Origin of the sequence: Nonomuraea sp. NPDC049655, from assembly GCF_044465465.1 — a bacterium.
In the GTDB taxonomy this organism is placed as follows: domain Bacteria; phylum Actinomycetota; class Actinomycetes; order Streptosporangiales; family Streptosporangiaceae; genus Nonomuraea.
Window position 1 is genome coordinate 320,471 of sequence record NZ_JBITLS010000001.1, and the last position, 11,557, is coordinate 332,027.

The 11,557-nt window shown below is 72.9% G+C and carries 8 protein-coding genes; 3 read left to right on the forward strand and 5 right to left on the reverse strand.

The features are described from left to right. Nucleotides 1-480: 480 nt before the first annotated feature. Nucleotides 481-1,302, reverse strand: a complete 822-nt coding sequence (locus ACIBQ6_RS01555; protein ID WP_397209659.1) for an MBL fold metallo-hydrolase — start codon at nt 1,300-1,302, stop codon at nt 481-483. Between the two features lie 113 nt (nt 1,303-1,415). Here ACIBQ6_RS01555 and ACIBQ6_RS01560 point away from each other — a divergent pair, with 113 nt between their 5' ends. The 3 genes from ACIBQ6_RS01560 (at nt 1,416) to ACIBQ6_RS01570 (ending at nt 4,629) form a co-directional block, all read left to right on the forward strand. Next, complete coding sequence (locus ACIBQ6_RS01560) at nt 1,416-2,024, forward strand: helix-turn-helix domain-containing protein (protein WP_397209661.1); 609 nt, start codon at nt 1,416-1,418, stop codon at nt 2,022-2,024. A 608-nt stretch (nt 2,025-2,632) separates the two neighbouring features. Beyond that, nucleotides 2,633-3,706, forward strand: a complete 1,074-nt coding sequence (locus tag ACIBQ6_RS01565) for a cytochrome P450 (protein ID WP_397209662.1) — start codon at nt 2,633-2,635, stop codon at nt 3,704-3,706. After that, nucleotides 3,694-4,629 (forward strand): LuxR C-terminal-related transcriptional regulator, encoded by a 936-nt coding sequence (locus ACIBQ6_RS01570; protein WP_397209663.1) that lies wholly within the window; start codon nt 3,694-3,696, stop codon nt 4,627-4,629. The genes ACIBQ6_RS01565 and ACIBQ6_RS01570 overlap by 13 nt, the downstream gene beginning before the upstream one ends. On the opposite strand, the gene ACIBQ6_RS01575 is transcribed toward ACIBQ6_RS01570, so the two are convergent. Genes ACIBQ6_RS01575 through ACIBQ6_RS01590 form a run of 4 tightly spaced genes read right to left on the reverse strand, consistent with a single transcriptional unit; the run spans nt 4,615 to nt 11,130 of the window. Beyond that, a complete protein-coding gene (locus tag ACIBQ6_RS01575) occupies nt 4,615-5,367 on the reverse strand; it encodes a thiopeptide-type bacteriocin biosynthesis protein (RefSeq protein ID WP_397209664.1) in 753 nt (250 codons plus the stop codon). The two genes, ACIBQ6_RS01570 and ACIBQ6_RS01575, sit on opposite strands and share 15 nt — an antisense overlap. Continuing rightward, complete coding sequence (locus ACIBQ6_RS01580) at nt 5,364-7,634, reverse strand: lantibiotic dehydratase (RefSeq protein ID WP_397209665.1); 2,271 nt, start codon at nt 7,632-7,634, stop codon at nt 5,364-5,366. Before ACIBQ6_RS01580 ends, ACIBQ6_RS01575 begins: the two co-directional genes overlap by 4 nt. Further along, a complete protein-coding gene (locus ACIBQ6_RS01585; protein WP_397209666.1) occupies nt 7,631-8,953 on the reverse strand; it encodes a SagB family peptide dehydrogenase in 1,323 nt (440 codons plus the stop codon). The genes ACIBQ6_RS01580 and ACIBQ6_RS01585 overlap by 4 nt, the downstream gene beginning before the upstream one ends. Before the next feature lie 11 nt (nt 8,954-8,964). Further along, entirely contained in the window at nt 8,965-11,130 is a 2,166-nt protein-coding gene (locus tag ACIBQ6_RS01590) for a TOMM precursor leader peptide-binding protein (RefSeq protein ID WP_397209667.1), read from the reverse strand. Between the last annotated feature and the right edge of the window lie 427 nt (nt 11,131-11,557).

Genomic DNA, 11,557 nt, shown 5'->3' on the forward strand with positions numbered 1-11,557 from the left:
CTCCGCTGAGCCCCGACGGCGACTCCGGCACGGCCACGGTCATGATCCGGCCGGACTACGACACCAACCGGCCGCACTACATCGGCTGCGACGACGACCACCCCGAAACCGACTGCCCGGCCCACGGGTCGGCCTCGGTCTGGCTGCACACCGAGCCGCGCGAGGACGCGCCGCTCGTCAAGGACATCGGCAAGCATCCGACGGACCAGTCCACGTTCAGCATGTACGACCACGCCGCCCGCGCCGCCACCGGGCAGCGCTACGTCGTCGCCGACCGGCAGGGCGAGTGGACCGCCATCTGGTACCTGGGGCGGAAGGCGTGGTTCCGCAACCCGGCGTCCGGCCCGGTGGCCGTGCCCGGCCGGGCCCGGACGGCGACGCCCCGGCCCGGCCTGGACTCCGTCCCCGTGTACGGGACGCGTGAGCGCCGGACCGACCGGCTGCCGCATCGCGGGCGCGGCCCGGAGCCGGCGGGGTCGATCAGCCGATCGGCGGTGCGAGGTATTCCAGCGCGTAGCCCTCGCCGGAGGGGGTCACGCGGGCGATGCCGGGTGAGTCGAGGTGGGCGCCGGCCACGAAGTGGTGTGGCCGGCTCAGTCGTTCGAGCAGCGCCGCCCGCGCGGCGCGGGCCTCGGCCTGGTCGCCGTCGAGCTCCCAGGACACCTTCGGCCGATCGAACTGCAGTGTGGGGACGTGAACGGTGTCGCCCCAGACGAGAAGACGGCCGGCGGAGCTGCTGATCTCGTAGACGGTGTGCCCGGGGGTGTGGCCCGGCGTCGGGAGCGCGGTGGCCCACTCGTTGATCGCCACCTTCTCCGACACGGGTACGACCCGGTCGCGGACCGGCTCCAGCCGCCGCCCGGCGAAGACCGAGGCGTCGCCCGCGCCGATCCACACGCGCTCAAGCTTGGGGAACGCCTCTGAGCCGTCCGGCGCGATCAGGCCGCTCACGTGGTCTTCGTGGTTGTGGGTGATGGCCGCGTCCGTCACGTCCGCGCGGTCGATCCCCGCCTCGTCGAGCGCGTCGTAGATCAGCCCCATGGTGGGGACGTGCCAGGCGTCGGACGCGCCGGTGTCGATGAGCACCGACCGCGTGCCGTCGGTGACGTAGAAGGCGTTGACCGACAGCCGCAGGTTGTCGCCGGCCAGCGGGACGGCGGCCGGCAGCTCGCCGAGCGCGCGCCCGTCCTCGCCGCGCAGCCGTGTGGGCGGCATGTCGATGTACCCGTCGCGCAACGAGATCACCCGCAGCTCGCCGAACTCGAACGTGGCGTGGAGCCGGCCACCCGAAGTGAAACGCATGGAACCTCCGTCATGTCGGGCGCGCATCGCCCGTCTTCGATAGAAGACATTATCTTCTTTAGAAGAAACCCTACACTGTGGGACAGCGAGGGACGGATCGATCGAGGAGCACGGTGGTCGAGAAAGACGGGAACGTGGCCGAACCACAGCACGGTGACGACCTGGCCGGCGCGTTCGGCGTCAACGTGCGGCGACGTCGCGAGGAGGCGGGCCTGACGCTGGAGCAGCTGTCCGCGCAGTCGTCGGTCAGCCGGGCGATGTTGTCCAAGGTCGAACGCGGTGAGAAGAGCCCGACGATCGGCGTCGCGTCCAGGATCGCCCACGCGCTCGACGCGTCGCTCTCGGACCTGATCGGCGCGCCGGCCGGGGCCGCGTCCGGCGTGGCCGTCGTCATGCGCAGGAACCATCGTCCCGTGTTCCGTGACCCGGAGACCGGCTTCGAGCGGCACATGGTGTCCGCGGCCCCGGGCGCGGGAGGAGCCGAGATGGTCTTCCACCACCTCCCCGCCCAGGTGTCCACCGGGCTGCTGCCCGCCTATCCGCCGGGTACGGAGAAACAGCTCCTGGTGCTCGAAGGCAGTCTCACCGTCGCGATCGGCGGGATCAACGAGACCCTGGAGACAGGCGACTCCCTGTTCTTCCAGGCCGACGCCGACCACGGCTTCGCCAACCGGACGAACGCTCCCTGCGAGTACATCATGTTCATCTCACGCCGGCCCTGATCGCTCACCCATCGCCGACCGGTCACCGGCGACGGCGACCTCCGTCAGGGTCTCGCCCAGCAGCGCCGCGGCCTCGGCCGACCGAAGCGGAACCTCGCGCCGGCCGCCTGCGACACACCGCGGCTAAGGCGTCCTGGACCACGTCCCTCGGCGGTCTGCCGGTCTCCGGCCAGCAGGAACGCCAGCCGTACCACGGAAAGCCGGTGGACGGGGAACGACTCGGTCACCGCCGCGTCAACCGACGCCGCGGCGGCCGGAGAACGGGGAGCGCCGTGGGTGATGTCGAACTGTATGCCTTCGCCATGCGCGAGCACCCGCGAAGGTCGCGTCACGACGGCATGATTCCGACGAGAAGCTCGTCCGCCGTGCCGTGCGTCGCGTACCGGACGGCGCGGGCCGCCGAGGTTCTGCCGTCAACCCCGTGTCAACCGGCTGTCGATCATCGAGTTCTTGGATCGGGATGATCGTAACGACCTGGGGGATGACTCGTGCAAGAACCACCGCGGCTTCCGTTTGCCGGACTTCACCCGTTCGAACTGGCCGCCGGTTATCTGGAAGGCCCGGCCGTCCGCAGAGTCACGACACCGGCAGGGGACCCTGCCTGGCTGGTGACGGGCTACGCCGAGGTTCGCGACCTGCTGTCGGACCGGCGGCTGGGAAGATCGCACCCGTGCCCCGAACGGGCCGCCCGCCTGTCCGGCTCGATCAGGCTGGGCGGCCCGGCGGGCGCACACGCGAGTGAGCGGGCGGATCACGCCGCGATGCGGCGGCTGCTCAATCCGGCCTTCTCCGCCAGGAGGACGGCCGCGCTCCGCGGGTTCGTCCGGCGCACCGCGGAGGAGGTGCTGGACGGCGTGGCCGCCCACGGTCCTCCGGCGGACCTGCGGGCCTGCTTCTCCCGTCCGCTGGCCGGGCGGGTCATCTGCGAGCTGCTCGGCGTGCCGTACGCCGACCGTGACGACTTCGCCGCCTGGGCCGACGAGGCGAGCCTGCTGAGCGAGCCGGAGCGGAGTTGGGCGGCCTGGAGCAGGCTTGTCGCATACGTGGAGGAACTGCTCCACCGCAAGCGCCGCCGGCCGGCGCGGGACCTGCTGAGCGATCTGGTCGTCGCCGAGAGCCCGTTCTCCGTCGCCGAGCTCGCGCGCCTCGGCGCGGCGGTGCTCTTCGGCGGGTACGCCACCACGGCCCTACGCGTCGACTTCGTGACGGCCTTCCTGCTGGCCTGCCCCGACCAGCGGGCGCTGGTCCAGCGGAGTCCGGCGCTCGTCGAGGCCGCGGTGGAGGAGGGGTTACGGCTGGCGTCCGCCAACACCCACGGGATACCCCGCTACGCGCACGCCGACCTCAGGATCGGCGGGGTGACGATCAGGGAGGGGGACGGGATCCTGCTCAACGTGCCGGCGGCCAACAGGGATCCCGGCGTCTTCCCCGACGCGGGCAGTTTCGTCGTCACGCGAAGCTCTCCGGCCCCGCATCTCGCCTTCGGCCGCGGTCCGCGCCACTGCGTGGGCGCCGGGCTGGCCAGGGTCGAACTCACCGAGGCGGTGAGCGCGATCCTGCGCCGCCTCCCCGGCCTCCGGCTGGCCATCCCGGTGGCGGAGCTCCGCCAGGTGGGGGGCACCACGACCGAGGACTTCGAGCGGCTGCCCATGGTGTGGGACGAGCACCGATGCCCGAGCTGAGCGACGAGGCCGTGCAGATCTATCTGCACGTGGTCCGGCATGGCGGGGCCACCATGGCCGAACTGCGGGAGGGTCTCCGGCTCCGGGAGCCCCCTGCGCGGGCCACCACCTGGCTCACCGGATTGGGCCTGCTGCGTGAGGACGCAGCAGGCCGCCTGCACGCGATCGGGCCGGCCCTGGTGGCGGCCGAGACCCTGCAGGAGGAGGCCCGGCTCCGTCTCGAACAGCTGCGGCTGGAACGTACCCGCAGCGTGCTGGCCGAGTTCGGGCCGCTGTACGTGCAGGCGCTCGACGGGTGGCGGGAGCAGGCCGTCACCGCCGTCCCCATGGCGGAGGCGGAGGCGCTGCTCGACAGCGAGCTGTCCGCCTGCGTCGAGGAGGTGGCCGTGGCGCAGCCGGGGGAGGAATCGATTGCCCGCGGGCTTCGCCGCGCGCTGGAGCGCGGCGTCGCGGTCCGGCTGCTGTGCCCGCACGCGCACCGGCGCGTCGCGAGGTCGCGTCAGGACGTGCTCGACCTGTCCGGCATGGGCGCGCAGGTGCGCAGCGTCGCCGAGGTGCCCGCGCGCGTCGTCGTCCTGGACGCCAGAATCGCGCTCGTCCCGGCGTCCGGCGAGCCGGCGATGATGCTGGTGGTCCGGGAGCCGGCGCTGGTGGCGTTCGTGCGCCGGGTCTTCGAGTCGTACTGGACGTCGGGGGAGCAGTTCGCCGCGGAGTACAGCGCGCCGGTGCTGGACGACCTGCGCTCGACCATCCTGGCCATGCTGGCGGAGGGGGCCAAGGACGAGTTCATCGCCCGCGCGATCGGGCTGTCGGTCAGGTCGTGCCGCCGGCACATCGCCGAGATCATGAAGACGCTGGGCGCACAGAGCCGTTTCCAGGCCGGATACCTGGCCAAGGAGCTGACTCCGTCAGCCGAGGAGTAGCTGCTCGGCGATCAGCGCCTCCTCCAGCACGTTCAGGCCGAGCCGGTTGTTCGTGGTGTGGACGAAGTGGAACAGCAGGTGCGGGGCGGGCCGAGGCCCCTCGGCCAGGGCCCGTTCCAGGTGGTGCCCGTACAGGTCGAACGCGGGGCCGCTCATGGGGGCCGGCTCCACCGGGCGGCGGCCGGCGAGCAGGCGGATCCTGGCTCGCCGCTCCTGGTCGTGGCCGGTCCAGTGCCACGCCATGTGGTAGAGGAACGATCTGCGGCCCGTCGGCGGCAGCAGCTCGGCCGCCGTCCGCGTGACGGCCAGCGCGGCGGCCAGCCGCCGTTCCCGCCGGCCGGGCCCGGCGAGGGAGGGGGCGAGGGACAGGGCGAGCTCGCTGGAGGCATGGAAGACCCGCTCGGCGTTCGCCACGCCGGCGACGCCGCCGTACTTGGCCAGCTCGGGCTCGTAGAGGGACAGTGCCGCACCGCGCCAGGACTCGGTCAGGCGCTTCGGCCACGCGTCCCGGACCTCGAACACCTGCCGCGCGAGCCGCCGCAGGCCGGAGATCCGGTCCGGCGTCGCCGCCAGGCGCAGCCGGACGTGCGGGCCCCACCGGTCGGTGAACCGGAGGAAGAACCACCGCTCGATCCCGTCGGCCGCGCCGATCAGCCGGCTCAGCGGGTGCTCCACCACGTCCTGGAGGTGGTCTCCCGACTGGACGAGCAGCCGGTAGTAGAGCCAGTCCCACCTCATGCGCCGCCGTCCAGCCGGACGAGGGCGACGAACTCGGCGGCACGGGCACGGCCGGAGCCGTCGCGCACCCAGTGCTGCTCACGGGTGGGCAGGGCCTCGGTCAGTTCGATCTCCCCGCCGGTCAGCTCGTGGTCGAGCAGCGCGACGGTGTGCGGCGCGCGGAAGTCCACCCAGAACGGTTTGCGCCCGCCGCGCCGTACGAACACCTGACGCGGGACGCCATGAGCGACCCGCCAGACGTCGAGGTCCGCCAGGTGCCGGGCCCACGAGCCGGTACGCCGCGGGACGGCGGCGGCGGGCAGACGCCACCGCGCCCGGCTCATGACCACCCTGCCCTGCCGCACCCTCGCGGCCGGCGCTCCCGGCGTTCCCGGCGTCTCCAGGGACGCCGGGATCCAGGGGTGGGTCAGCGTGGCCAGCAGCCGCACCGGCCCGTGGAGCAGGGGCAGCGGCACGGCGCCCAGATAGACGAAGGCGGCACGGGTGCCCGCCGGATCACGGACCTGCAGCGTGCCGGTCCGGCGGTCGTGGGTCACCGCGAAGCCGCGCAGGTCGCGGCCCTGCGGAGGGCCGAGGTCGGACGGCCAGGCGACGCGCTCGAAGAGCCGGGCGGCCGGCATCTGCACGGCGGCGAAGTCGGCTCCGGCGAGCAGCTCGTACACCGTGCACCCCGGGTGCAGCGAGGAGATCCAGGCCCGCAGCGTGTCCGCCGTGCCGTGGGCGCCGTCCCATCGCGCGGCCTGCCCGCCCGGCTCGACGCAGACCTGGTTGACCACCAGGGTGTAGTCGCCCCGGTCGAGGGCCGCGCGGTCGTCCGCGGCGATCTGGTAGAACACCGTGGCGGCGGGGAGGCCCAGCGTGCCGCCGGGTTGTGGCGGGTGCGCCGGGGAGGGGGCGGCGGTCCACGGATAGGTGTAGAGGAACTCCAGGAGGTCGTCGCAGTGTCCGCCGGGGCCGTACCGGGCGACGAAGTGCCGGACCAGGCCCTCGTACAGGCGTGTTCGGCCGAGCCCGGCCCGGATCTGCGCCGCCACGACACCCAGGTCCTCGCTCACCTGCGGGGGGAGGGCGGGCAGCGGGACGTCGTCGGCGGGCAGGGTCTCGTGGAACAGGGGGGCGTTCCGGAGCCAGGCGGGCGGGGAGGTGTCCAGGCGTTCGAAGGCGTCGGCGGCGGCCTGCCGTACCCGGGCGTCGAGCCGTACCCGCTCGGCGGCGTCGGCGGCCGGCATCCGCTGTTCGGCCCGTTTCAACTCGGCGAGGGCGCCGGACACGGGTCCCGCGGGTACGCGGTCGGCGAGCCGGGCCAGCCAGTCGCGTTCACCGGATCGCCACGGGACATCGGGGAGCAGCAGCCCCATCTCCACCCACCTGCCGGCCAGTTCCGTCCCGGCTCGGGGCCAGTTGTCGAGGGGGCGGGCGCTGTCCGGGTGGTCAGGAACGAGGTGGCCGGGCACGTAGAGGGAGGCGTCGGTCAGCTCGTCCCAGCGATGCGGCAGGAGCCCGGCGGGCACGTCGTAGCAGGGCAGCATCGCGTACCACCTTCCCGCGACGTCGCGCAGGCTCGGGTTGACCCGGGAGGGGAACCGCGACGACAGGCCCGGGTGCTGCGCGCAGGCCCGGACGAGGGCGACCGCCAGATGAAGGGGAGAGCTCACCGTCGCGGTCGAGGGGACGGTGCGGCCCAGCGACCCGAACGGGCTCGGCTTCAGCGCCGCCCTGGTGGCGTACGACACGGCGGTCCTGCACGTCCTGCTGTCCGGCGGGGACGGCCGGGCGGATCCGGGGCCGAGCAGGACGCGCGTGAAGGCGGGGCTCGCCAGCGCGAGCGTGCCCATGATGCCGGGCCGGGTCAGCAGGCCGAACACCTGGCGGCCGGCCGCCGCGACGTGCGCGGCCGCCGCCCGGTCGGTCTCGGCCAGGCTCGCCCGCAGCGCGGTGACCGAGCGGAGCCAGGAGCCGACGAGATCGCGGAGCTCACGGTCGAGGTACTGTTCCACGGCGCCGGCGGCGGCGCGCGTGCGGTCGGTGCAGCGGCCGTTGTGGGCGTCCCGCCGCAGCCTGAGCGCCTCCCGCCGGGCCTCGTCCGCCAGGCGGGGGACGACGTCGTGCAGGGCGCCGGCGACCCGGCGGCCGAGCTCCGCCGAGCGGTCGCGCTGCTCGGCGGCCCGCTCCAGCAGGCCGCCGAGCTCGGGGGCGACCAGCACGTCGAGATCCCGCACCGGCAGTCCGGCCACCCTCATCAGCACCAGGGCCACGACGGGCGTCATGAGGGACGGCTGCCCAGCATGAACTCGCCCACGGCCGACTCCTCGAGCCGGTCGAGGCCGAGCACCCGGGCCGACAGCTCGGAGTCGCCCGACCCGAGCGCGCACGGCGCCAGCCCCATGGCGGTCGCCACCAGGTACATCGTCTGGTAGAGCACGCCGACGTTCTTGAGCGTGGCCGCGTACGCCAGGCCCCGGTACTTCCAGGACAGACGCTGGAAGCGCGAGGTGATCACGAACATGACGTCGGGGGAGCAGTCCAGCCCGGCGGCCGCGCGGGCGTCACCCAGTATCCTCGCCAGGTCGGCGGAGCGGGCCTCGACGCCGGTCAGCCGGTGACCCAGCGGGTCGTAGTGGTAGATCCCGGAGGCCAGGCCGTCGCACCTCTCGACGAGCGGGTAGAGCTCCAGGTCGTAGCAGGCGCCGCCGGACGGATAGGGCCGCGAGCTGGCCTGGTAGGGCAGCCCCTCGGCGTCTGTGAGCGAACGCACCCGCGCCACCCGGTACAGGAACTCCGCCACCTGGTCCGCCCGCAGCGGCCGCTGTCCGTACTCGCGGATCGAGCGCCGCTGCTCCAGCACGTCGGTGAAGGCCGGGTCGCGCTCGCAGGCCGCGTCCAGGTCGGGTGCGGGAAGGCCGACGACCGGCCCCGCGGGCGGCCGTCTCACGGCGGGCCGCGGCGGGATCTCTCCCCTGAACGGGTACGTGGCGCCGAACGGCTCGCCGTGCCGTCCCAGCCTGCTGCGCGAGTGGAAGAGCAGATCGTGGAACTCCCACTGGCGCAGGACGTCCGGCTCGTGGAATCCGCTGCCGGTGTCGAGCTCCAGCAGCCCGGCGGCGTGCAGGTAGGCGTCGGTGAGCCCGGACGCCGCCCGGCCGGCCGACAGGCCCGCCATGAATCGCCAGCCCTCGTCCGAGTGCCAGCGCAGGCGGACCATCGACAGCGGCGACTCCAGGACGAGGTCTCCCTGGTGCCGGCGGGACATCGTGAACCGGGAGAGCCGGACCCGCGTCCCGGCGGCGAGGGGCGCCGGCGCGAACGTGGCGGTGCGCGTCAGCCGCTCGACGCTCAGCACGGGACGGTCCTCGGCGTCGACGAGGAAGCTGGTGACCAGCGGGGACAGCCGGGCGCACAGCCGGTCGAGCTCTGGGTCGCAGGCGACGCGCCCGCCCGCGAGGCGGTGGAGCGCGGCCCGCAGCGCAGGCGGCACCCCCCGGAGGCGGAAGGCCGCCATGGCGTGCCGTACGTGCGTGACCGAGCCTTCCGGCAGCACCTGCACGCCCTCCCTGAAGGCCAGGCGCGGCGACAGCTCCGGGTTCATCTCACCACTCCTCAGACGAAGACGCCGATGGGGTTGAGCTGGTCCTCGGTGCGCGGCTCCGGCAGCCAGCCCAGCTCCACGGGCACGTCGTAGAGGCGTCCGGGCGCATAGCGGGGCCAGAAATGCCGCATACCGGGCACGATGACCTTCACCACGGGCAGCCCGGTGTCCGGCCGGGTCTGATCGAGCACCAGCATCTCCATCCCCTTGCCCTCCACGATCCGCTGCGCCTCCAGCAGGTCGTCACGGAGGTTGGGCCGGAAGACGCAGGGGTGGTCGGCGGCCGTCCGGGCGGGCAGGCTCGCGTGGGGCAGCAGGTAGGGCTGGTTCGCGACGGTCGCCGTACGCCACCACCGCACCTGGTACGGATCGTCGTAGGCGTAGGAACCCGTCCCGTCGGCCCGCATGGGCAGCACCGCGGGCAGGAACTGGTTCATCTCGGTCATGGCCCGCGAAACGGCGATGCGCATGTCGAAATGCGCGCCGAACGCGACGAGAATGTCCTCCGCCGGTTTGTCGTATCGCCGGGAAACGGCCGCGGCGACCGGGACGCCGAGATCGGTGGTGAGGTCGAGAATCCACGTCTCGCGATTCATCCGGTGGTACTCGTGCTGCCATCGGAGGAAATAGTCGTCACCGAATCCGGCCAGCTCCACGCCCGGACGGGAAATCCGGTTGTACCACCAGATGGCGACGCTGTCGCGCTCGACGAGTTCCAGGAATCCCTGCAGCGCGGCGTCCTCCGTGCTGGATCCCGCGGCGGCGCCGTTGGAGTCGGCCTTCACCATGCCGCCGCCGGGGTATTGGTAGTAGAGGGAGCCGGTCGGCAGGTATTTGTGGCGCTGTTCGGTCAGCGACCACACCGGGCTCCATTCCAGCTCGGCGTCCTCGTCGAACGCCTCGGGCACCCAGTGGAACGGGCAGTCCCCGGCGTTCCAGGAATCGCGTTCGCTGATCTGCCGGTCGCTGTAGCGGGAGACGGCATTGGGGTGGACGGCCCGGTCCCCGAGCGAGCGCAACGAGCCGGTGACGCGGGGCTCGTCCCCCTGGAAGACCCCCGAGTAGCGCTCGATGGCCTCGGCCAGCGCGCCGGCCTTGGCCTGCACGTCGCTGCGGCCCTTGCCGCCGCTGCTCATGCGCAGGCCGGACCGCAGCCCGTCCAGGTCGCGCGCGCGGGCGGCGAAGTTGTGCCCGGCGGTGTAGGTGTGCAGCAGGTCCGTGTCGGTCTCCTGTTTCACCAGGCGGGGGACGAGGCCGGTGACCGGGCTGACCAGATGCTGGTGGTCGGCGAGGAACCGCTCGGGATCCCGGGCCCGGTGCCCTCCGTCCGACGTGGCCGCCTTGACGCGGTCGGTGAATCGCACGGCGCCGGGGACGCGCTCGGGGCTGGTGTCGGCGGTGCCGCATTCGGGGCACTGCGGTCTCGCCTGCACCGCGTGCCGCTCCGGCGTCAGCGTGAGGGTGTCGAGCGTGATCACGGCGTCTTCCTCCGTATGCGCGCCGGCCAGCCACTTCTGCGCCTCCAGCGCGGCCAGCCGGACCGCCACGGCCACGCCGGCGGGGACGTCCGTGGCCGCCAGCGGCAACTCGGGCAGGCCGCCGGCCCGCCGTACGAAGGAGGCGACCGGGTGGTGGCCGCGCAGGCGGTGCTCCAGGCAGGCCCAGCACGCGGACCGTCCGGGCCGGAACAGCGGGCCGATCCAGATCGTCGTGCCCGTCGGCTTGGCCAGCAGCCACGGGCGGCCCTCGCGCAGGCAGGCCCGGTTGATGCCGGCCAGCTCGGAGTGCAGGTAGTGGTCGGTCAGGACGACGGTGAGGCCGGCCTCGGCGCCGCCCAGGCGCAGACCCGCCTCGTCGGCGGCGACGGTGAACCACTCGCGCCGGGTGCCGCCCAGCGCCAGCAGCCGCACGCTGCCGGCGCGCACCGCCTCGCAGGCCGTGTCGCCGTTCAGCCCGGCACGCTCCCAGTACCCCGCCGCCCGCCGATCGGTGCCCGGATCCATCTCGACGACGTGCCCTGCCTCGGTCAGCTGCCCGAGCGCCCGCTCCACGGCCTCCGCCCCGTACGCCGCGGCCAGCTCGCCGACGACCTCGGCGCGGGTGCGGGATCCGTCCAGCAGGGGCGCCATCTTCTCGATCAGCGCGCCGCGCAGGAGGAGCTGACGGTGTTCGGACATGAGAAACACGCCGTGCTCCGGCACCACATGCGCCGCGGCGAACCTGGTGAATCCAATGGCGACCGGCAATTCCGCTCCTTCGGGTGAAAAGTGATTCGGCCCCCCGCGTGGGGGGCCGAATCGGCTGTCGTTCAGATCGGCAGGTGTTTACGTCGGCGGAAGGGTGAAGCACAGGACGGTGCTGGTGCAGCCCCGTGCGATTCCTTCGGCGTCCGAGAGTTCCTCGATGGTGATGTCCGTCGCGGCGATGCTGATGTCTTCCATGTCCGCCCTTTCGATAATCAGTCGCAGCCCACGCAGAAAACGGAGCTGAGTGACGACGGCGCCGTGTCGACGTCCTGGCTCAGGTCCTCGATGGTCAGTTCCGGAGCCGTGCCCATGGAATGGTCCATGGTTCCTCCTTTCGGTGATTCCGGGGAACGGGAGC

Coding starts and splice junctions, on each gene's coding strand:
- ACIBQ6_RS01555 (WP_397209659.1), bottom strand. CDS start 1,302: ATGCGTTTCACTTCGGGTGGCCGGCTCCACGCCACGTTCGAGTTCGGC.
- ACIBQ6_RS01570 (WP_397209663.1), top strand. CDS start 3,694: ATGCCCGAGCTGAGCGACGAGGCCGTGCAGATCTATCTGCACGTGGTC.
- ACIBQ6_RS01575 (WP_397209664.1), bottom strand. CDS start 5,367: ATGAGGTGGGACTGGCTCTACTACCGGCTGCTCGTCCAGTCGGGAGAC.
- ACIBQ6_RS01580 (WP_397209665.1), bottom strand. CDS start 7,634: ATGACGCCCGTCGTGGCCCTGGTGCTGATGAGGGTGGCCGGACTGCCG.
- ACIBQ6_RS01585 (WP_397209666.1), bottom strand. CDS start 8,953: ATGAACCCGGAGCTGTCGCCGCGCCTGGCCTTCAGGGAGGGCGTGCAG.
- ACIBQ6_RS01590 (WP_397209667.1), bottom strand. CDS start 11,130: ATGTCCGAACACCGTCAGCTCCTCCTGCGCGGCGCGCTGATCGAGAAG.